Source organism: Terriglobus aquaticus (genome assembly GCF_025685415.1).
GTDB lineage: Bacteria > Acidobacteriota > Terriglobia > Terriglobales > Acidobacteriaceae > Terriglobus > Terriglobus aquaticus.
The window spans coordinates 3,710,164-3,730,967 of sequence record NZ_JAGSYB010000001.1; the positions used below are offsets into that span (position 1 = coordinate 3,710,164).

Sequence of the window (20,804 nt, forward strand, 5' to 3'; positions counted from 1 at the left end):
GTATCAGGGCCGGTTCCCGCGTCGCAGTCGCGGGCCGGTTGCAGGCAGAAGGCCGCTACCGCCGTTCTACGCCGGACGACGGTCGAGCAGGTGGATGCCGATGCGACGCAGATACCACAGCATGGCGAGCACGATGAAGGTCTCCGTCGCCAGTACCGCCGCACCCGCGCCGGGCGCGCCCATGCGCCGGATGAGCACCCACGCAAATGCCACGTTGAACACGCCAGCCGTCACCAGAATTCGGCTGAATGCTTTCTCATGGCCGAACACCACCATCGTCTGGATGCCCAGGGTGCTGCTGATCGCGACCAGGAAAGGGATAAACGCGGTCCAGCGAAGCGTGCTGTTGGTGGTGGCATTGCTGAAGCCGAAGGCGAGGCGCGACAGCAGCGGCGAACATAAAAGAATGGCGAGCGAGCCCGCAAACGTAGGCACGGCAATGGTCAGCAGGCTCTTGCGAACGAAGCGCACCGCGCGTTCCGGCGACTCTTTCACAAGCGTGTTGACGTGCGGAAACAGCACCTGGGTGAGCGGAATGAGCATGCCTTGGGCGGCGCGGATAATCTTCTCCGCCGCGCTGAAGTAGCCTGCCTCCGTGACGCCACCGAGCATGCCGACAAGGAACACGTTGGTGTTGGTGTAAAGCGTCACCGCGGCAGTGGACAGAAAGAGATGCCAGCCCTCGCGCAGGAGCAGCCGCAGATCTGCAAAGGCAGGCAGCGCCGCGCCCTTCCAGTTGGACCGGACCGCGACCGCGAAGCCCGCCACGCCCGCCAGCAGAGGCGCCGACGATTGCAGCGCAAGCGCAAGGATCGTGTCCGCCGGCCCGTGCACCAGGAAGAAGACTGCGCCCACGGTCAGCATTTTGCTGACCCCGGTGATGATCGAGATGTTCTTCATCTTCTCGATGCCCTGGAAGTACCAGACCGGAAAGAGCACGTTGCCCAACACGGAAAGATAGGCCACCAGGTACGCGGTACGCGCGGCTGCCATGGCGGGGATGGCGAAGGTGATTCCGAGCAACAGAGCAAAGCCGGCTATCAGCAGCGTTGCTTTAATCAGCAGAACGCCCCAGAAGGTCTGCCGCACGGTTGTGTCGTCGTCACCCTTGGCAATGGCGATGCGCTTGGTTGCGGACAGGTTGAAGCCGTAATCCGTGAAGATGGTGAAGTACTGCGCAAAGGCTTGGGCAAGCGCGATAAGACCGTAGTTGCCCACGCCGAGCACGCGTATCAGGTAGGGCAGAACGAGCATCGGCAGCAGGTAATTGAGGCCCTGCAGCGAGTACAGCCAAAGAGTGTTGGTCAGCAGCTTCTTGCGATGGGATCGGCCGGGTTGGCGCACGTGGTCCTGGACGGGATCAGTTTGCGTCCGCTGCAAGGGCAACGGCACGTGCCCAGTGTACCGTGCAAGCCAGCCATCAAGGTCGGGCCGTATGCTTTGGGCATGTTGCAGATTTCGGCGGTGGAGGCGCGCGTACTGGGCGCGCTGATGGAAAAGGAAATCACGACGCCGGAGTACTATCCGCTGTGGCTGAACGCGCTGGTCGCGGCGTGCAATCAGAAGAGCTCCCGCGATCCCGTGATGCAGTTGAGCGAGCGCGAGGTGGAGACGGCCCTGCGATCGCTGGAAGGCATGGAGCTGGTGCGAGCCGATCATGGGTCGCGCGTAGAGCGGTATGAGAATCGCGCGCGTACCGTGCTGCACCTGCGGCGCGACGAAACCGCCCTGCTGTGCCTGTTGCTGCTGCGCGGGCCGCAGACACCCGGCGAGTTGCGGGGGCGCGCCGAACGCCTGTTTGAGTTCGAGGACGTCGCCCAGGTGAACGCTGCCCTGCAACGAATGAGCAGCGCCGGCGAGGAGAGCACGCAGCGGACTGAACCCCTGGTGCGCATGCTGCCGAGGCAGCCCGGGTCTCGAGAGTCGCGCTTCGTTCACCTGTTGACGGAATCCGATGCGCCCAATCCAGCCGCGAGCAATGCCTCATCCGCAGAGACGCCAGCCGCGTCCAGCAGCGGAACGGACCGGTTGTGTGCGTTGGAGGAGGTTGTCGCCCTGCTGACAGAGCGGGTGCGGCATCTGGAAGACGCGCTTGGAGTCGCTCAGCCGAACGAGTGATGCGGACTACGCAGAGGTCTGCCGTAAACCCCGTCCGGACGCCAAATGCTGCCGATTGGTTTTCTGCGTAAAACCTCCATGGAAGCGATTCGCTCTGTGTCTGTAGCGAAATCAGCTGATGCCCAGGAGGTTGGCCGTGGTTGCACTAGGGTCGGTGTTGCGCGCGATCTTTGGCTATTACTTTCTGGTGCTCGTGGTCCGCATTGTGGGGCGGCGTCCCGGAAAGCAGCTTACTCCGTTTGAGTTTGTGCTGATCTTCTTTTTGGGCGGCCTGATGCTGACCGGCATCGTGGCCAATGAGATGTCGCTGGCCAACGCCGTGTGCCAGATCATCGCCATTTCCGTGGCGCATTACGCCCTGGTCTGGATTCGCATGAGGTCGTCGCGTGTGTCGCGCTTTCTGGACGGCACTCCATTGATCCTGATGGAAGGCGGACACTGGCGCTCGCGCACCATGCGCAAGATGCGGATCTCGTACTCCGACGTAATGGCCATGGGACGAGACCAGGGCCTGAAGACCTTTGACGAGATGGGCACAGTAACGCTTGAGCGGAATGGCGAGATGAGCATTTTGCCAGCGGAAGATCAGAACCAGTAACCAGCGGAAACAAGGCGGTCGTGCGTGGCGGATTCGAAGAAGCTGTTTGACCCGGTCTCCGGGGAGGAAGTGCCAAAGGTCGACAACGCCATCGCGGTTGGCGAAGACCTGAGCTTTCAGGAACGTTGGTGGACGTTTGAACGGATCGTCTGGGTGATCTTCTCGCTCATCTTGCTGGCAGACGTGCTAGGTGTGTTTGGCCGCGGCTGGCTGTCCAAAGCGGAGTTGAAGAATCCCGACAGCGGCATGCATGTGAAGTACGAGCGCGTTGAGCGCGCGATGACGCCGTCGGTCTTCTCGATCCAGTTCGATCAGTCCGCCGTACACAATGGCAATGTGCAGTTGTTTGTAAGCAACAGCATCGTCAAGGATCTGGGTGCATCGCGCGTGATCCCTCAGCCAGAGCACTCAGTCATCGGCGACGGTGGCATCCTGTACGACTTTCCGACGCAGGGACGAGATCCGTTGACGGTGCAGTTGGAGTTGCAGCCCTCGTTTCCGGGCGTTCATCCCTTCACACTGCAAGTGCCCGGCATGGCTGCCACGGGTAGCCGTGTGGTCGTGGTGCCTTAGCCATGGCAACCATCATTCATGCGGTGATCGGATACTTTGTGTTGACGCTGGTCGTACGCGTGCTGACGCGGCGGCCTGGCGCGCAGATGACGTTGTTCGAGTTCGTGATCGTCTTCCTGATGGGCGGCGTGATCATCCTGAGCACGGTGGGCAACGACCGCAGCATGACGAATTGCTGCTGTGCCGTTCTGGCCGTTGGTGGGCTGCACCGCATTGTGAGTGGTCTGCGGCTCCGGTATCCCAAGTTCAGCATCGTCCTGGTGGGTTCGCCCCTGGTGCTAGTACGAAAGGGAGTGTTGCAGAAGCGTGTCATGGAAGGCATGAACCTGGCGCCGGAAGACATCATGGCATCTGCTCGTTTGAACGGACTGAAGAGCTTCGATCAGATCGACTACGCCATTCTGGAGCGCAACGGCGGTATCTCGATCATCAAGAAGGAAAAAGAGGAAGGTGGGGGCGGGGACCAGGCACAGGCCGGTGGCCAGCAGGGAATGCAGAAGCAAGACACGTAACTAAGAGGCGGTGAGTATGGCAGCAGCGACGCAGACGCAAGAGGCGCAGGAACGAACGATAGAAACAGATTTGCCGCATCGGCTGGACCGGCTGCCGTGGTCGAGTTGGCATGTTCGCATCCTCATCGCGCTGAGCACCTCCTGGCTGCTCGATGGTCTGCAGGTCACGCTGGCGGGATCGTTGTCGGGCATTCTGCAGGGCAAGCAGGGCCTGAGCCTGAGCGAATCGCAGTTTGCGTTTACGGCGACCATTTACCTGATCGGCGCGGTCATGGGCGCCTTGTTCTTTGGTGTGCTTACCGACCGGTTCGGCCGGCGCAAGCTGTTTCTGATCACGCTTGCCACGTACTCAGTGGCCACGCTGGGCAGCGCCCTGTCGCACGGTATGGTCAGCTTTTGCATCTCGCGGTTCCTGGTCGGCTTCGGTGTGGGTGGCGAGTACGCCGCCATTAATTCCGCGGTCGACGAGTTGATTCCTGGCAAGGTGCGCGGCACCGTGGACCTGATCGTGAACGCGAACTTCTGGGTCGGCGCAAGCATCGGCTCCCTTGCGACCTATGGTCTGTTGCACGGCAGCCCGCACATGCAGACGGTGGGCTGGCGTTGGGCGTTCGCTATCGGAGCGGTGCTTGGCGTGGCGGTGTTGCTGCTGCGGCTTGGCGTGCCCGAGAGTCCGCGCTGGCTGATGCTGCGCGGCCGGGAAGACGAGGCCGACAAGATCACAAGCGAGATCGAAGGCAAGGTCAGCAAGGGCAAACCCGACAGCCTGCCACCGATCGAGGGCGACAAGCTGAAGCTTGCCGTCAGCGATCACACGCCGCTCGGCGAAATCCTGAAGAACATGAGCGGTGAGAATCGCATGCGCTCCGTTCTCTCGCTGGTGTTGATGGCCGCGCAGGCGTTCTTCTTCAACGCAGTCTTCTTCACATACGGTCTTGTCGTGAAGCGGTTCTTTCACGTGAGCGACAACGACCTGCCGCTGCACCTGCTGCCGTTTGCGATCGGTAGCTTCTTTGGTCCTGTGCTGCTCGGCAAGCTGTTCGACAAGCTGGGCCGCAAGCCGATGATCATCGCTACCTACGCCATCGCAGGATGCCTCCTGATCGGCACCCTGATTCCGTTTGGCATGGGCACCATTGGGACCCGTGGCCTCGGCATCATGTTTACGATCATCTTCTTCGTGGCTTCCAGTGCGGCGAGTGCGGCTTACCTCACCGTCAGCGAAATCTTCCCGCTGGAGATTCGCGCCTTTGCCATCGCGCTGTTCTATTCCATCGGAACGCTGATCGGTGGTGTCGGCGCGCCCATTCTGTTCGGTGCCCTGATCAAGACCGGCTCGCACTGGGCGGTTTCGAGCGGGTGGGCGCTGGGAGCCTTCCTGATGCTGCTGGGCGCAGCGTTCGAATGGAAGTGGGGCATCGAGGCAGCAGGGCAGTCGCTCGAAAATGTGTCCAAGCCGATGTCGAGTCGCTGACGTGGTGAGTTCTAAAGCGACGCTTGAAAGGAGAGCGTACCGCCCACAGCAGGCGGTACACTCTTTCATTCGACCGAATCGAGTACTGGCATCTCTGCCTCCTCCTCGAGTTCGCGAATGTAGTCAAGAACGGCCTCTGAGAAGCCGTCGATGTGGTTCCACTCACCGTATCCGACGCCGTGCTTCGCAGACGCGACGTTGATCATGTAGCCGCGGCCTGACGGCGCCGGAACCGGATCCGCCGACTGCTCGTCCGTGATGACCACAATGCGGTCACATCGCTCGCGAACACTGCGGAGCGCCGAACCGAGATGCGTTCCCGCATGCTGCTGACTGACCTCCATGGCGTCACGCAGGGCGAAGCCGCGACGCGCCGGCACATACTGCAGGCCGTTGGAGAAGGTGTAGAGGCTCACCGACCCCGCGACCTCCCGCAGCAGCATGGCCAGACCATACGCCTCGTCGGTGCGCAGCATCTCCGACCGTCCAGACAGCGGGGACACCATCGATCCCGAGACGTCCACCAGAACGACCGTGTGGCCGGTCAGGGGCTGCGCCTCCGCGAGCGAGCGGAACATCGCCCGCTCCAGAGCACCCTCCAACCTTGGCGCATGGCGAGCCGCGGCAAGATAGCGGAAGGGCAGAACGCGGTCCGTCCGCATCGTGTTCAGGCCGTCGACGATCGCGGTCTCCGGCACATTCGCCGCCTGCATGTTTCGCAGGTTGCGCAACAGTGCCAGGGCGCCCAGCTTGCGCTCGGCGAGCAGACGTTCCCAGTGCGCACGCTTGTCTCCACCGGACGAGAGCGCTACTTCCCAGGTATCGGGCGTGGCGAGTTCGCCCGCGACGAGACGCTTCCAGAGCTGCGCCTGCGCGTCATCGACGGGCTTGGCGTGGCAGAGGAAGAGCACGTCGCGCAAGCGCACGCTGCCGGCACGGTCGTACTTGGCCAGCGCGTACTCGTCGAAGCGGGTGAAAGCAGAGGCAAGCCCCTTCTTCACCTGCGCAGACAGCGGAACCCGACCCTCGCTCCAGTACATGGCAACGAATCCGTGAGTTCGTCTGCACGCTGGATAACGCGGGCAAGCGTCCGTGCGACCAGGGCGCGATGAGTGCTGTAACGAGCCATCTCGCGCACCAGCAGCAGCGGTGCGTGACGCAGATGCATGCGGGTGCGCGCTTCGACAGCCAGATCCGCCACGGAGACAGCATCAACCTGCGGCACCAGCTCTCGAATCCGGCTTGCAATGGTTACGCCACTCTCGTAGAACTCACCCTCCCACAGCATGCATGCCATGACCGAGCGCCGCAGCGCCTGATACGGCGAGAGGACAACAGCGGGCGCTCCCTCGTGAGTGCGAGGAGTCGCGGGACGTGGCTGGAAGGGGACCAGCCGGCTAAGGTTCAATACATTCAACTTCATTGGACACCTCCTCCTTTCGAGAAGTGGCGGTTGTTGATCCGCCGCGAGGGCGGGTGGATCGCCGGGGAACAGGCGAGTACGGCATAGCTACCATGACGATTGCCACGGGCAGGGATCGAACCTGCTACCTCCGTCTTGCGACGGCGCTCTCCCAGATGAAGCCGTTCTCTTCACCACCGGCGCAGAAGTTAGTCTTCGTTATCGTCATCGTCCTCATCGTCGGAAACGGCGACGCTGATCGCGGTTTCAGCGAAGCCCAGGCCGGCCTTGAAGCCTGCATTCTTCGCCGGGCGGTCCTCCACGCGGATCGCCAGCTTCTGCATCTGCTGCCACGACGGGCGATTCTTGTCGTAGTAGCCGGTGCACTCATGTACCGGGAACGGCAGCAGGAGATTGGGTTCCACCCGCGTGCAGATCATCACCTGCTCGCTTTCGCGAAAGCCGGAGAGGATGAGTCCACAGGTGCAAGTGCTGCACAGGGCGACGGACCCGATGGGAGTCGCACCTTTCATGTTGAGCTTGCCCATGGCAAGGTCTCTCTTTCTACTGGCGCATCGTCCAGAGTCTGGGCCATAAAGCTGGCCGGGGAACAAGCGAGAACGACGGACGGTGCTCTATCCACTGAGCTACGCGGCACGGTGTCGCGGCAGGATTCGAACCTGCGACAACCCGCGTCCTAGGCGATGAAATCGTCCTCTACTGCCACCGCTCGACTTATTGCAGCGCGTAACTCTGCTATCTCGGCGCGTTACGAAAGCCACGCGCCGAGTTAGCGCACCTATAGCGGGAACTAGCGGTCCGGGCGTAACTGGGACTCGAACCCAACCTGCACAGCTCCGGAGATCTGTGCAGGCCGACCGAAAAAGTAGCCCGTACCTATCGCCACGCGATAGGTACTGCTTTGCCAGGGGAATGAGCGCACACGGAATCCCAACAGGGATCGAGGGACAGTCGAAGTACCCGCGTGCTTCGCCACCCGGCGAAGAATCGATTGCTGCAATGCTTAGGGAGTGCGTAGGACCCGGTGCGATGTTACTTGCAGGTGGGGAACCAACCCAGGAGCATGGCCCGGCGATCGCCACAAAAGCTAAACGCTTCCGGGGACCTACGCATCGTGTTGTGCGTTGTGATTAACATCGGGCTTCTCCTACGCAGGTGTGACTATCTCATGCGCGTCAGGCAGAGCGCAAGGAGAAAGTAGACATAACTCAAATATTTTCGGTGTAAGAGGGGATGTAACTTAGGCGAGCGCGGCTTACAGGATCGCGTTTGCCTCCCTAGGGATCCTTGCGAGATCTTCGGCGGAGAGATTCGTGTGCGCCATAGCTACCTGTGCTGGCAGCGCGCGGAGCCACTGGTTGAGAGAAACCTCGCTGTACTTGCCGGTCGCAAACATCTCTAGGTAGACGAGGTCGGTGGTACCCGTGTTCTCGATGTAGTGGCCGGCCATCGAGGGAACGTAGCCGACGTCGTTGGCGTGAAAGTCCATGGTGCGCGCGGCTTCCTTGGCGTTGAAGACGGTCATGCGTCCCTGGCCGGCGATCCAGAACTGCCACTCGCTGCCGCTGGGATGCCAGTGCAGTTCGCGTAGGCCGCCGGGCTTGAGGGTGACCAGGCCTGCTGCGATCTTGGTCGAAGCGGGAAAGTTGTGCGAGTCGATCACGCGCAGATGACCGTTCTCGCTCTCCTTGGTCGGCTTCATCTGCGAAGGCCGGAAGGTAAACACCTGCTTCGAAGCGGGCGCGTGCGAAGCGGACTCGGCGCGGTCCTGCGCCAGTGTCTGGTGTGGCGGGTCGCTGGGAAAGATGTAGAGCGGTTCGCCCTTCGGCAGCTTGCTGATTGCGGCGGCGTCGAGCTTGAAATTCTTCTGGAGGACATCCGGAGGCGTGTGCTTCAGCCAGTCGCTGATCAGGAACGTGCTCTCTTCAGAAAACGAGCCCTGATTGAAGACAAGCAGGAACTCGCAGCCGTCGTCGCCGGTGCCCTGTATGGAGTGCGGGTAGCCGGCAGGGAAGAGCCACAGGTCGCCCTCGGCCACGTCGTCAATGAACATGCTGCCGTCGGGGCTGAGCACGGTGACGCGGGCGTTGCCCTTGAGCATGATGGCCCACTCGTCGGCCACGTGCCAGTGCAGCTCGCGGTAGCTGCCCTTGGTCAGCCGCATGTTGACGCCGGCGATCTCTTTTGAGTCGGGCAGATCGCGCTCGGTCACTTCGTGAGTCCAGCCGCCCTCCTGTACGCGACGGTGCGTCAGGTCAAAGCTGTACCAGATTGGCGGAACGGCCCCGTGATCGGTCGGTGGCGGCATGTTGCTGTTCGGGTTGAGAGCGACAAGGCCGGTGTTCGACTGGCCCGGGTTGCTGCTGGAGTGGTCCCGGTCGGCTTCTCTGGTGTTTTGCGCGGTTTGGCCCATGGCGGTGGTGATTGCGGCGGCAGCGGTCGCGCTGCTGGCGAGAAAGTCACGGCGTGAGGTCACTGCGTCTCCTGCGGCTGGCCGGTGCGGGCCAGAGAGTAGGATGCGCGGGCCGTGGTGTGACGCGCCACCTGCCGTATGCGCGCACCGGAATCCGAAAATTAGAGTCAAATAGAGTAAGGGTTGGGGCAGGTAAAGCACGGCCTCGGAAGGTTGGTTTCCGCGTGAATACGCAACGCATGAACGGTTATCCCATGGTCCTGGAGGGCGCCACCGAGCGGACGTCCTCGCTGTTGGGGAAGGTACTTGGCATCACCTCGCTCGGCTTTCTCGCCACGGCGGTGGGTGTGGCCACGGCGCCACCGTGGGGCATGTTCATCGGCTTCATCACCGTGCTGGCGCTGGTTTTTGCGATCCAGCTTGCCAAGAAAGCGAGCCCTGTGGCGGCGCTTGGCATGTTTCTGCTGCTCGGCTACTTCATGGGCTGGGAGATCGGTCCGCTGATCCACCGCTACGTGGCTACGATTGGGCCGGCGGTGGTCTTCCAGGCGGCTGCGACGACGGCCCTGGGCATGGCCGCAATGGGCTGCATCGCTTACCTGTTCACCATCGACTACCGCCGCATCGCGGGCGTCGGCATGGCCGGGCTGCTGGTGCTCATTCTGGCCGGCATCGCCAGCATGTTTTTCCACCTCATGTCGCCGGACACATATAGCTGGCTCACGCTGGTAGTGTTCACCCTGTTGACGGTGGCTGACTTTGCGCGCATCCGGGCGGGTGGCAACGGCCAGCGTGCCACGGTGCTGGCGCTGACCATTTATCTGGACGGCATCAACATCTTTTTGGCCGTGCTGCAGTTGATGGGCGGACGTCGCCGTGACTAACGTCCAGCGACAACGAGCAAAGAGCCGGTCTGCCTAGACCGGCTCTGCTGTTTGCAGGCGCCGACGCTGGATGCGCTCGCGCAGGATCTGGACGAGTTCGCCCATCTGAAACGTGGGCCAGGCGGCCGCAGCCAGCAGAAGCGATGTGCCGACGGCCGCCGCCACACCCACCGGCAGCGACCAGTGCGCCTCGCGCAGGGCCGGCCAGGCCACCGCGGCAAAAGCAACCACGATGAATCCACAGAAGCGCCACAGCAGGCCCTTGCCGAACTGGTATTCGACGGGAAAGAGGCGTGTGTTCAGGCGGACAACGCCGGCGGTCTGGATGATCTCCCACGTGAGCCAGGTGACGATGAACCCTGGCAGGCCGAAACGGTGCATCACCGGCACAGCGACCGCGAGCATGACCGAATAGCCGATGAGGATGAAAGTCGAGAGCTCCTCGTGTTCGTTGGACGAGGACTGGAACTGCGTCTTGTGCTCCTTCAGGCCGAGCACCGCGGAGACGAGCGCCATCAGGAAGCAGAGCTCCGGCTGGTACAGGTGCCGCTTGTGCAGCCACACGGTAAACAGCAGCGGGCACATCAGCAGGCTGCCGATCGAGACCACCGGGATCAGGAACAGGACCAGGCGTTCGGAAAGGTCGTAGAGGCGGCGCAGGCGCGGCCAGTCCTGGCGACCGACCATCAGCGTAATGTCCTGCGCGAACACCGAGGACGCCATGCTGAGCAATTGGCGCGACATCTGGAAGACCACCCGGACCACGCCGAACAGGGCGACCGTCCCTGGGCCCATTACGCGTTGAATGACGAGAATCGGTCCTTGCCAGGTGAGAAAGCCTGCAATGGAGATCAGGCCGAAGTGTCCGCTGGGCTTCAGGATGGCGCGAACCGTGCTCCACGATCCGGCAGAAAGGCTGGGCACCAGCGCGGGTGCGATGCGCCGCAGGTCGACCAGGGCGAAGAGCAGGAACACCAGGTACGACGCCAGTTGCAGCCCCGCCAGCACCGGGAACGACGCCCGGAAGAAGATCGCGGCCGCCATGCTCAGGATCATCAGCAGGCGTTGCGCGCTGGAGATGTAGTTGCCGCGATGCAGAAGGCCGACCGCCATGTAGCTGTTCGTAAGAAGGCTAAGGAACATGTTGCCGCTGATCTGGAGAATGATGAGGTACAGCGTGACGGCGGCGGCACTGGGCGTGACGTGGTGCAGGCGCAGCCAGCCGGCCACCGGCAGGACGAAGACGATGAGGCCGCCGATCGAGAAAACGGACGCGATCAGGAGCAAGAGGCGAAAGGCGCTGGCCTGGATCGTGCGGGCGCCAGGGAGGTCGCCACCGTTGTACAGGATGGTGATCTGGTTCGAGGCGTAGGTCTGGATGCCGTAATTCAGGGTGTTCAGGTAGCTGACGGCAGCGGTCAGAGCCAGCCATTCGCCGTAGGTCTCGATGCCGGACGGGTAGAACTTGAAGAAAAAGGGTGGGACAAGAAGCTGGGTGAGGACGGTCAGCCCCTGGCCGACGAAACCGGTCAGCAGGATCTGCAGGAGGCGCCTGAGGCTCATGGGCTTGAGTGTACCGGGCCGCTTCCCGGGGCGGGTGCATCTTTCTGGCTTGGAGAACGTCCTATAAAGTGTGCTATTCTACACAACGCTGGAGAAATGCGCCCAGATGGTTCGGTCCTTACACGGCCGCTAACCTTGCGCCGCGGACCTTAGAGCCGCACAGAGTTTCGTCCAGCCAACTGGCACACGACGTATTGACTGCAACAGGCTACGTGTCTCGCGGGTGGGAACGGCGGGTCCGTTTGAACCTGTATCTCCGTCCTGTTGCACTAACTTTTAGCAAATGTGGAGCCGAAGGCCGTGGCTGACGAGATCGATAAGTACGAAGAAGATGTAGACCGGATGATTGACTCCGGTAAGGAGAAGGGCTACCTGACCTATGGTGAGGTCAATGACCTGATCCCGGAGGGCATCACCAGCGCTGATGACCTGGACGACCTGTTGATGACCGTCAACAGCCAGGGCATTGACGTTTTGAATTCAGACGAAGAGGCCGGTGGTCGTGGCGGCCGAGACAAATATGGCGAGGAGTCCGAGGACAACGACGACGTTGAACTGGACCTGACTCCCGGTCAGTTGGAAAAGACGAACGACCCCGTGCGCATGTACCTGCGCGAGATGGGCACCGTTCCGCTGTTGACCCGCGAGGGCGAAGTCGAGATCGCGAAGCGCATTGAGCGCGGACAGATGCGCGTGATGAAGGCGATCTCGCGCTCGTCCATCGTGATTCGCGAAATCATGGCGCTCGGCGAAGACCTGAAGCGCGGCGTCCGCAACGTGAAGGAAGTGGTCACGTTCGACGAGGAAGAGCTGACCGAAGAGGTTGTCACGTCGCGCGTGAAGGCGACCGTGAAGCGCATTGACGCGCTCGTGGGTCACCAGAAGAAGGCGCTCGAAGCCAAGGAAAAGCTGGACAGCGGCAAGGCGAAGTCCAAGAAGGAAGAGCGCAAGCTTCGCATGACCGTGGGCCGCGAGATGGTGTACGTCACCCGCATCGTTCGCGAGCTGAAGTACACCAACGGTGAGAAGAAGCGGCTGCTGGACAAGGTCAACAAGACCGTGGAAGGCATGCGCACGCTCGAGCGGCAGATCAAGTCGCTGGATGCGAAGTTCGATGCATCGCGGTCGGAAGAGCTGAAGAAGGAATACCGGCGTCAGCAGAAGAACTGCCGCACGGACCTGGAGCGGTTGGAGCAGGAAGCCGGCATCACGGTTGCGGAACTGAAGCAGACGCAGCGCGAGATGGTGCAGGGCGACATGGACGCGGAGCGCGCCAAGCGCGAGCTGATCGAGGCCAACCTGCGCCTCGTGGTCTCCATCGCCAAGAAATACACGAACCGCGGCCTGCAGTTCCTTGACCTGATTCAGGAAGGCAACATCGGCCTGATGAAGGCGGTGGACAAGTTCGAGTACCGTCGCGGCTACAAGTTCTCCACGTATGCAACGTGGTGGATCCGCCAGGCAATCACGCGCGCCATTGCGGACCAGGCTCGTACCATCCGCATCCCGGTGCACATGATCGAAACGATCAACAAGCTCATCCGCACCAGCCGTCAGTTGGTGCAGGAGCTTGGCCGCGAGCCCTCGAGCGAAGAGATCGCCAAGCGCATGGACATCCCGGTAGCCAAGGTGCGCAAGGTTCTCAAGATCGCGCAGGAGCCCATCTCGCTGGAAACGCCGATCGGTGAAGAGGAAGATTCGCACCTTGGTGACTTCATCGAAGATCGCATGGCGGTGTCGCCGTCGGATGCGGTGATCAGCGTGAACCTGAAGGAGTACACCGGCCAGGTGCTGCGCACGCTGACCCCGCGCGAGGAGCGCGTGATCAAGATGCGCTTCGGCCTGGAAGATGGCTCCGAGCACACGCTGGAAGAAGTAGGCCAGAGCTTCCAGGTGACGCGCGAGCGCATCCGCCAGATTGAAGCCAAGGCGCTGCGCAAGCTGCGTCACCCCAGCCGCAGCCGCAAGCTGAAGGCGTTTGTGGACGGCGTTCGCGACTACTAGGCAATCGACGTTGCAGGGCGCGCAAGCGCCTGAACAGCAACCTACTGCTGACTACAGTAGAAAGGCTCACCGGTTCCGGTGAGCCTTTTGTTTGCGTTCTGCAACGGCCCGCCGTCGTTAGGGGCGCGGGGTTCCAGGTTGCGACGTGCTGTTGGGATTGCCCGTGGCGGTTGCTCCTGTGCTGGGCAGGGCCGTGGTATTGGGAGCGGCACCGTTGTTCGGGCTGAGCGATCCGTTGGATGTGCTGTTCCCGGGTAGCGCTCCGTTGTTCATGGTGGAACCCGTGGTGTTCTGGCCCGTGGAGTGCTTGTGCCGACGATGGGTGGACCGCGTCGTGGTGCTGCTGTTCGTGCCGGTGCTGCTGTCCATGCTGGAGCCGGTCTGGCTGCCGGTGCTCTGGGAAGTGCTGGGCGACTGCGCAAAGCCGATGGTTGCGACGGTGCTGAGGGCGAGGATTGCTGCGGAGCGACGAATATTCATAAGAACCTCTCGCCTTGTTAGGATGCCGCAACGAACCTGGGGCGGGCGTCCAGGTCGTGTCCAAGTCGCGCCGTGAGCGTGCGGCCAAAGCAGCCGGGCATGGATTGCGGCACTGCGGTGACGCGCTTCCGGTAGGCTGCTGCCATGGCTGATGAGACGATCTTTGACATCGCGGAGCTGGCGGCAACTCTGCCAGCCACCAGTGAGACGATGCTGCGCGACCTTCGCCTGGTCGATCGTGAAGCGGCGAGCTGCCGCATCTTCCGTACCTACCGGCCTGTGCCGCTGCACTTCCACGTGAGCTGCGACGAATACCTGTACGTCCTGCAGGGCCGAGCTATGTTTCAGATCGGCGATGCGGAGCCACGCGAGGTAGGCCCGGGCATGCTGATTTACTTTCCAAAGCGCACCGTGCATGGCATGCCGGCGCTGCTGGAGGAGCCCTTCGTGGTGCTCGCAATCGATACACCGCGCCGGCCGATTGACGATGTCACCTTTGTCGACCCAGCCGACGGTGATGCCAAGACGTTTATCGCGACGAATGCATTGGAGAGAATCTACGGGTGAACCCGCGCGTTTGTCTCAGGAGGCAGCCTCCTCCAGCTTCTTGAGTGATCGCATCATCTGCGCAAGAGGCCGGTTCAGACGGGCTGCCATCTTCGACTGTGCGGTGGCCCAGTGAGGTTCGGCCTTACGAAGCAATGCTGCTCCGGAAGACGACAGGCAGTACAGGATCTGGCGCGCATCGCTGCTTCCGGGGCGCGATCTGACAAGGCCGGCCGCCAGCAGCAGTTTCAAATTGCGAGACACAGTTGTCGTGTCCAGTGAGAGCATGCGGGCAATTGCCCGGCCGTTGCACTCGTGGTGGCGCAGCAGCGTGAGCACTTCAAACTGCGCCACTGTGAGGCCAACTCGACCGAGCTCCGCTTCGTACACAGACGTGAGCAAGCGAGCGGCTCGCCGCGTCTGCGCGCATAAACACTCGTTCACTTGGCTGGCTCGACAGACCCGGCGGTGTCGAGCAAGAAGCGCAGCGGGTTTAGAGGTCCTAGCGGAATCAGTTGAAATTCCATCTGCCTCGCAACGCCGAGCGGCAGTGCTTCCAGCAGCGTGTGTGCTTCTTCGGTTGTGGGTACATTCATCACGAAGACGACGCCAGCCTGGTCTTTGCGTGAATACCACTGGTCAATTTTCCCGCCCAGGTATAGCTGCACCGTTTCGCGCACCTCCTTGGGCATGGTTGCCCGCAGTGTTGCGGACGGTGCTCCTGTGAGATGACCGATGGCAAGCACTTTCGTAGTGGGGCCCTGTGCCATGGACGCAAGCCCTGGGGCTGGATTGGGTGAGGTTTGCGCGGATGCAAGTGCGGGGATCGTGAGGGCAAGCAAGGCGGCACGAAACATGTTCGTCTCCAATCGTTGCATCTACAACGATCGCAGGATAGCACCGGCGGCACTAGCAGGAGCTGCATTTTTCAAAATTCGCGTAGATGCTGAAGTGTGACCGGAGGGAGATAGGTGCCGAGCAACTCGCGGGTCCACCATGCCCCAGTCGAGCGCTTCGTCTGCGGGTCGGTGTAGCGATACCAGTAGAAGAGCGCGCGGATGTGGGTAGGGGGAGCTTCGGAAAACGGGTTGTGGCCCATGAGTCCCAACGTCGAGGCGTCGTTGCGCAGGAGCTTCTGGATCAGGCGAACGAACCAGAGTTCGTGGCCGGACACGTAGATGCCGCGAGGCAGCACCTGCACACTGAACGGCAGAAACCAGATCATCCAATCCAACCGCAGGTGATAGGGAGCAATCTGCGGTGGGCGGCGGTACACATCGCCCGGCTTGGCTTTGAAGCCATATTCCTGCCACTGTGTTGCCGGTGTCAGCACGCTGTCGCGGGTGCCTTCCAGCACGATCTCAAACCGCTCCTTGCCAACGGTTCCGAACGCGCCATAGCTGTTCACCAGGTGGTAGCGGTTGTAGCTGTAGTTCATCTTTTGCTGCCGAGACAGCAGGTTTAGTACCGGTTGCACGCTAAGCGCGGCCACAGCCACAGCGAGCAGGTACAGCAATCCATGTAAGGCCGGAGGCATCGGAGCCGCAACTGCGGAGAGGTGCAACGGCAAGACGTGTTGCAGGACTTCGTCCGAGAAGCCAGCAATGCCGAGTAGGGCTGTCAGCCAGTTGAGCCACGAGTAGTTCCCGCTGACGATGAGCCAGATCTGCTGAAACGTACACAGCGCCGCGGCAATGGCCGCAACCGGTTGAGGCCCGAAGAGACCGAACGGCACCACCACCTGGACGAAGTGACTGAAGATAACGCCGAACCGGTGCGAGGCCTTGGGTAGCCGATGAAAATACCAGCTCAGCGGGTTCGGTAGCGGCTGGGTTTCGTAGTGGTAGTACAGGGCGGTCAAGTCTTTCCAGACGCGGTCGCCTCGCAGTTTGATCAGGCCCGCGCCCAGTTCCGTGCGAAACAGCATCCAGCGGAGGATGAGCACGGGGATGACGCTGGGCTGGATGTGAGTGGGACCGAGGAACGCCGTGAAGAAGCCGGCCTCCAGCAGCATGGATTCCCAACCGAAGCCGAAGAAGCGCTGGCCGACGTTCTGCACCGACAAATACAGCACGTAGAGCAGGAGCCACGCCGTGACGGAAAGCCAGATCGGGCCCGCCTCGGTCAAACCTAGTGCCGCGCAAGCCGCTACAACAATGCCAGTCCAGGCGACGGCATCGAGCAGCCGGTCCGAGTAGCGCCAGTGAAACAGGCTCGGCGCGTCCCTGAAGCGAACGCGCTGCAGAAACGCTGGAATCGGGGACAAGCCGTGCTCGCCCAGCAGCGGCTTGCCCTGGTTCTTTACCGTGAGAAAGGCGAGGAGGTACAGCAACGCCATGCCCCGCTGCAGCACGAGCCGAGCGACGGAAACATGGCCGACGTACTGGTCTGCAAACGCCATTCCTGGCTGGTTTGGATGCGTTCACGCAAAGCAGGGAAGAGCAGTCGCTAGGCGTTGAACTGGAAGACGCTCTCCAGCAGCACCCAGCGTTTGCTGGCGTCCGTGTCGGCGTCGTCCACTTGCTGGAACTTCGCCATCTCTTTCTCCCACTGCATCACGGTCGGGTTGGCTTGATCCATGGCGGCCTTGCGCTCAAAGCTGAAGTCATCCGTGGTATCCAGAACCATGAAGAGCTGATAGCCGTTGCGGAAGATCTCGCTTCTCACAATGCCGCTGGCGCGCAGAGATTCGAGCACACCCGGCCACACCTCACGGTGACGCTGAACATATTCTTCCGCCAGCGCCGGGTCAGGGCGAAGCTGTAACGTGAGCACGAAGCGCTGCATACTCGGGTCTCCGAGAACCATTCTCTCGTAGAACACAGCCGCCGCGGGGCGGCAGTCAGGGCCGCAGAGCAGGCGTCGAGCTCGAACCCAGAAGCTCTCTAGCTGGAATGCCACTCATTGGTGGGATCGTTCAGCATGTCGGCCAGGATGTTATCGGGCGGCACGTAGCGTTTGGCAAAGCCGCGCATACCCTCCTGCAACCTGTTACGGATCATGATGATGTCCGTTGCGGCGGCCGACTCGAACGAGTGCTGCATCGAGTGGTTCGTGCCGCCTTCCACGTAGAACCGCTTGGTCCCACGAGCGATCTCATGCTCCAGGTGAAAGCTGCGCATCGCCGTAACGATCGAGTGGCGCTGCAATCCGCTTCGGTTCAATTGCCAAAGGATCTCGGTCGAGTCGCCGTAGCGTCGCCCAGCGATGACGCTGAGCCAGCGGCCATCGCCATCCTGCAGTCCCATCAGATAGGGCGAGCGCAGCTTGGACTGCACTGCCAGACGCCAGCGCAGAACACGCTCCGGCAGGGGGAAGCTCGAGTCCCGATTAAAGTCGGCGAGGTCCTCCGCCTTGATGTTCAAATCCGGCAAAAAGCGGCAACGCAGCTCCGATTCCGCGCGACGGCGATAGTACCGCAGGTTGGCCCGCGTCTTTTGACCCAGCCGAGCGAGCGTTCCTTCGTAGGTGTCGCTCAGGTCCAGGTGAGACGGTTGCTGACGGTTGCGGACCGCCCAACGCACACCAGGAACGGACCTGCCCCAGCCGCTCATGCTCGGTGAACTCTCAGACTGAACGGTGAGCAGAACCATCTTGGCACCTTTGCGAAACAGCAGGTCGGATGCGCGAAGCGCGAACCGCAACCGCTGCTGCGGAGCTCCCAGCAGAACACCGCGGCCCGACCGGTCGTTGCTGGCAAAGACACGGGAGGGAACACCAAACGGCCGGAACTCATGGATCAGTAGAGCTCCCACCGGAGTGGAAGAGCCTCTCTGCCGCGATGTATCCCGCATGAGAACTAGGTGCGGCGTGCGCCGCATCAGGCCGGGTTTCTCCAGGAAGTAACTCAGGTCTTCAACGGAGTCCCGCTGGCCGCTTGCCTCAGCAAGCGCACTCAGGGCAGGCCGTGCAGCAAGCACCTCCTCATGCCCCACCAGGTGCTCGAACGCCATCTCCTGCGGAGCCGATCTGCGCTCGTACTGGACGAAGGGCACTCGGCTGTTGCGAAGCCGTCCAGCCAGCCCGATCGTGCTTGTTTGGAATGTGCGAAAAGCCCGAAGTCCACTGGGCGAGAGGACGGGGCTGTTAGGAGCGCCGTCCGTGTCGAAATGAGTTGTCTCCGTGCCGTTCAACGTAGCCACCCGTCAGGGTTAGCTTATCGACCGACATGCAATGAAGCAACGTCATACTGTGCCAGTTCGAGACATTCTGGTGAAAAGCGTTGTCATTTAGCTACACAGAATTTGCGCTGAAGGAAGAGCTCTCTTCCTTCAGCGCGCTCGGCTCAAGCTGCGGTAGCTTCCGCTTTCAGCCTCTCCGCAGTGTCATGCGCGATCAGGGCGTCCACCACCGGCTGCAGCTTGCCCTGCATCACGTACTCCAACTGGTGCAGCGTCAGGCCGATACGGTGATCGGTGAGCCGATTTTGCGGGAAGTTGTAGGTGCGGATCTTTTCGGAGCGATCACCCGAGCCTACCTGCGACTTGCGGGCGCTGGCCTGAGCCTGGTGCTGCTTCTCCATCTCCACTTCGTAGAGGCGCGCACGCAGAACGCGCATCGCCTTTTCGCGGTTCTTGATCTGCGACTTCTCGTCTTGGCAGCTCACCACAGTGTTCGTGGGCAGGTGGGTGATGCGGATCGCCGAGTAGGTGGTGTTGACCGACTGTCCACCCGGACCGGACGAGCAGAACGTGTCGATGCGCAGATCCTTCTGCTCCACCTTCACGTCTACCTCTTCTGCTTCGGGCAGTACCGCTACCGTGATGGCGCTGGTATGGACGCGGCCCTGTGTTTCCGTGGCCGGAACCCGCTGGACGCGATGCACGCCGGACTCGTATTTGAGTGAAGAGTAGACGCGGTCGCCTTCGATCAGCGCCGTCACGTCTTTCATGCCGCCCACCGAGGACTCGGTTTCCGAGAGGATCTCGACCTTCCAACGGTGTAGCTCGGCATAGCGCAGGTACATGCGAAAGACCTCCGCGGCGAACAGGGAGGCCTCGTCACCGCCGGTCGCGGCGCGGATCTCGAGCACGACGTTCTTTTCGTCGTTCGGATCCTTGGGCAGAAGCATGATCTTGAGCTGCTCTTCGATCTCGGGCAGACGGCCTTCCAGCGCGGTCAGCTCCTCCTGCGCCATGGCACGAATGTCCGGATCCGATTCGGTCAGCATGACCTTGGCGTCCGCGATGCCGGTTTGCACCTGCTTGTACTCGCGGTAGCGCTCGATCACCGGCTCCATGTCGCGGTGCTGCTTGGCCGTCTTTTGGAAGCGCTGCTGGTCGCTAATAACGGACGGATCGGCTAGGTCTTTTTCAAGTTCCTTGTAGCGTTCTTCGAGCTGTTCCAGACGATCAAACATGGTGCGGACTCCTCGCGCGCGGGCGCAGGCATGGTGCAGAGAGAATGTAGGGGAGGGCGCGGCAGGGCCGCAGCGGGACGCGGAGGGGCGAAGCTAATGCCGCGGAGGCGCCAGGTCGAGCGCGGCAGTGCTCAGACGGAAGCACGAGTTGGCTGCGGAACGGCGCATCATCCTGCTGATTGGATGATAGCGCGGCCGCCGGGATGCGCGCGCCGGCGGTTCTCAGGTCCGTCGCCACTGCGTAAGGAGCGGGCCGCTGCTTCCCGAAACCGGATCGGAGGCGGGAAACGGGAGCGACGCCATCCGCTTGCGTGCGGCTGCGTCTGGTGCAGCGCGGCAGATATCCCAGTGCTGGCCGGGCGGGTAGGCGCCGATCACCTGGAAATCTGCCGAGCAGGAGAGTTCGCAATGACCGGTACCGGCCGGCAACGCAAGCACATCGCCAGCCCGGATCTCGAACTCGCGGCCGCCCTCGCCACCCAGCACCAGCCGGGCATGGCCACGAGTGAAGCCGAGCACTTCGTGCGCGGTGGAATGGTAGTGGTGAAAGGTGTATACGCCGTTGCGCCACTGTGCCGGCCAGCCGTTCGCCCCGAACAGGGTTTCGCACGCGCTCGCGGCATCTCCGGAAGTCTGCAGCACGCCGCGGTACAGCAGCACGGGAAGTACTGAATTGTTCGGCATCCACCCGTTTTCGTGCAGCAGGGTCGGTTCGGCAGAGGGGGTCCCGGCAGACATGGCGTGCGTCGCTCCAGCGGCTGCGACCGAGGCCATAGCGGCGTTGCGGGCGAAACGGCGTCGGCTCAGCATAAGCCGTTGGATGCGCGCGCCAGCGATGGTGCGCGGCGGACGCGGTA

The 20,804-nt window shown here is 61.9% G+C and carries 23 protein-coding genes and 1 tRNA gene; 8 read left to right on the forward strand and 16 right to left on the reverse strand.

Going from position 1 to position 20,804, the window contains the following annotated elements:
- Nucleotides 1-66 precede the first annotated feature (66 nt).
- Entirely contained in the window at nt 67-1,392 is a 1,326-nt protein-coding gene (locus OHL12_RS15270; RefSeq protein WP_263414677.1) for a flippase, read from the reverse strand.
- A 54-nt stretch (nt 1,393-1,446) separates the two neighbouring features.
- Between OHL12_RS15270 and OHL12_RS15275 the strand changes: the two genes are divergently transcribed.
- The 5 genes from OHL12_RS15275 (at nt 1,447) to OHL12_RS15295 (ending at nt 5,275) form a co-directional block, all read left to right on the forward strand.
- Complete coding sequence (locus OHL12_RS15275) at nt 1,447-2,118, forward strand: YceH family protein (protein ID WP_263414678.1); 672 nt, start codon at nt 1,447-1,449, stop codon at nt 2,116-2,118.
- A 118-nt stretch (nt 2,119-2,236) separates the two neighbouring features.
- Nucleotides 2,237-2,716 (forward strand): DUF421 domain-containing protein, encoded by a 480-nt coding sequence (locus tag OHL12_RS15280; RefSeq protein ID WP_263414679.1) that lies wholly within the window; start codon nt 2,237-2,239, stop codon nt 2,714-2,716.
- Nucleotides 2,717-2,740: 24 nt separating this feature from the next.
- Nucleotides 2,741-3,289, forward strand: a complete 549-nt coding sequence (locus OHL12_RS15285) for a hypothetical protein (protein WP_263414680.1) — start codon at nt 2,741-2,743, stop codon at nt 3,287-3,289.
- A 2-nt stretch (nt 3,290-3,291) separates the two neighbouring features.
- A complete protein-coding gene (locus OHL12_RS15290) occupies nt 3,292-3,801 on the forward strand; it encodes a DUF421 domain-containing protein (protein WP_263414681.1) in 510 nt (169 codons plus the stop codon).
- A 16-nt stretch (nt 3,802-3,817) separates the two neighbouring features.
- Nucleotides 3,818-5,275 carry an MFS transporter gene (locus OHL12_RS15295; protein ID WP_263414682.1) on the forward strand — a complete coding sequence of 486 codons (1,458 nt, stop codon included), beginning with the start codon at nt 3,818-3,820 and terminating at the stop codon, nt 5,273-5,275.
- 65 nt (nt 5,276-5,340) lie between these two features.
- On the opposite strand, the gene OHL12_RS15300 is transcribed toward OHL12_RS15295, so the two are convergent.
- From OHL12_RS15300 to OHL12_RS15320, 5 genes are all read right to left on the reverse strand, one after another.
- Complete coding sequence (locus OHL12_RS15300; RefSeq protein ID WP_263414683.1) at nt 5,341-6,315, reverse strand: TROVE domain-containing protein; 975 nt, start codon at nt 6,313-6,315, stop codon at nt 5,341-5,343.
- Nucleotides 6,273-6,698 carry a hypothetical protein gene (locus tag OHL12_RS15305; RefSeq protein ID WP_263414684.1) on the reverse strand — a complete coding sequence of 142 codons (426 nt, stop codon included), beginning with the start codon at nt 6,696-6,698 and terminating at the stop codon, nt 6,273-6,275. Before OHL12_RS15305 ends, OHL12_RS15300 begins: the two co-directional genes overlap by 43 nt.
- 103 nt (nt 6,699-6,801) lie before the next feature.
- Nucleotides 6,802-6,861 (reverse strand) — tRNA-OTHER (locus OHL12_RS15310).
- Between the two features lie 25 nt (nt 6,862-6,886).
- Nucleotides 6,887-7,225 carry a hypothetical protein gene (locus OHL12_RS15315; RefSeq protein WP_263414685.1) on the reverse strand — a complete coding sequence of 113 codons (339 nt, stop codon included), beginning with the start codon at nt 7,223-7,225 and terminating at the stop codon, nt 6,887-6,889.
- 728 nt (nt 7,226-7,953) lie between these two features.
- Nucleotides 7,954-9,174, reverse strand: a complete 1,221-nt coding sequence (locus OHL12_RS15320) for a cupin domain-containing protein (protein WP_263414686.1) — start codon at nt 9,172-9,174, stop codon at nt 7,954-7,956.
- Nucleotides 9,175-9,350: 176 nt separating this feature from the next.
- Between OHL12_RS15320 and OHL12_RS15325 the strand changes: the two genes are divergently transcribed.
- On the forward strand, nt 9,351-9,995 hold the full coding sequence (locus tag OHL12_RS15325; RefSeq protein ID WP_263414687.1) for a Bax inhibitor-1/YccA family protein: 645 nt from the start codon (nt 9,351-9,353) through the stop codon (nt 9,993-9,995).
- Between the two features lie 33 nt (nt 9,996-10,028).
- Here OHL12_RS15325 and OHL12_RS15330 read toward each other — a convergent pair whose 3' ends face one another.
- Nucleotides 10,029-11,558, reverse strand: a complete 1,530-nt coding sequence (locus tag OHL12_RS15330; RefSeq protein WP_263414688.1) for an MATE family efflux transporter — start codon at nt 11,556-11,558, stop codon at nt 10,029-10,031.
- 300 nt (nt 11,559-11,858) lie between these two features.
- Between OHL12_RS15330 and rpoD the strand changes: the two genes are divergently transcribed.
- Complete coding sequence (gene rpoD, locus OHL12_RS15335; protein ID WP_263414689.1) at nt 11,859-13,562, forward strand: RNA polymerase sigma factor RpoD; 1,704 nt, start codon at nt 11,859-11,861, stop codon at nt 13,560-13,562.
- Nucleotides 13,563-13,679: 117 nt separating this feature from the next.
- Here rpoD and OHL12_RS15340 read toward each other — a convergent pair whose 3' ends face one another.
- Together OHL12_RS15340 and OHL12_RS15345 are read right to left on the reverse strand one after the other, a co-directional pair.
- Entirely contained in the window at nt 13,680-14,042 is a 363-nt protein-coding gene (locus tag OHL12_RS15340) for a hypothetical protein (RefSeq protein WP_263414690.1), read from the reverse strand.
- Nucleotides 14,043-14,059: 17 nt separating this feature from the next.
- Entirely contained in the window at nt 14,060-14,188 is a 129-nt protein-coding gene (locus OHL12_RS15345; protein WP_263414691.1) for a hypothetical protein, read from the reverse strand.
- Here OHL12_RS15345 and OHL12_RS15350 point away from each other — a divergent pair.
- On the forward strand, nt 14,187-14,609 hold the full coding sequence (locus OHL12_RS15350; RefSeq protein WP_263414692.1) for a cupin domain-containing protein: 423 nt from the start codon (nt 14,187-14,189) through the stop codon (nt 14,607-14,609). The genes OHL12_RS15345 and OHL12_RS15350 overlap by 2 nt on opposite strands.
- A gap of 15 nt (nt 14,610-14,624) precedes the next feature.
- On the opposite strand, the gene OHL12_RS15355 is transcribed toward OHL12_RS15350, so the two are convergent.
- The 7 genes from OHL12_RS15355 to OHL12_RS15385 form a co-directional block, all read right to left on the reverse strand.
- Entirely contained in the window at nt 14,625-14,942 is a 318-nt protein-coding gene (locus OHL12_RS15355; protein ID WP_263414693.1) for a MarR family winged helix-turn-helix transcriptional regulator, read from the reverse strand.
- Between the two features lie 86 nt (nt 14,943-15,028).
- Complete coding sequence (locus OHL12_RS15360) at nt 15,029-15,445, reverse strand: hypothetical protein (RefSeq protein ID WP_263414694.1); 417 nt, start codon at nt 15,443-15,445, stop codon at nt 15,029-15,031.
- A gap of 71 nt (nt 15,446-15,516) precedes the next feature.
- Complete coding sequence (locus OHL12_RS15365) at nt 15,517-16,989, reverse strand: lipase maturation factor family protein (RefSeq protein WP_263414695.1); 1,473 nt, start codon at nt 16,987-16,989, stop codon at nt 15,517-15,519.
- 47 nt (nt 16,990-17,036) lie between these two features.
- Nucleotides 17,037-17,375: an L-rhamnose mutarotase gene (locus tag OHL12_RS15370; protein ID WP_263414696.1), complete on the reverse strand. Its 339-nt coding sequence runs from the start codon at nt 17,373-17,375 to the stop codon at nt 17,037-17,039.
- Nucleotides 17,376-17,473: 98 nt separating this feature from the next.
- Entirely contained in the window at nt 17,474-18,730 is a 1,257-nt protein-coding gene (locus tag OHL12_RS15375) for a GNAT family N-acetyltransferase (RefSeq protein ID WP_263414697.1), read from the reverse strand.
- 143 nt (nt 18,731-18,873) lie between these two features.
- A complete protein-coding gene (prfA, locus tag OHL12_RS15380) occupies nt 18,874-19,947 on the reverse strand; it encodes a peptide chain release factor 1 (protein WP_263414698.1) in 1,074 nt (357 codons plus the stop codon).
- A gap of 222 nt (nt 19,948-20,169) precedes the next feature.
- The gene (locus tag OHL12_RS15385) at nt 20,170-20,757 is read right to left on the reverse strand and encodes a cupin (protein WP_263414699.1); all 588 of its coding nucleotides are present in this window, start codon (nt 20,755-20,757) and stop codon (nt 20,170-20,172) included.
- Nucleotides 20,758-20,804: the final 47 nt, after the last annotated feature.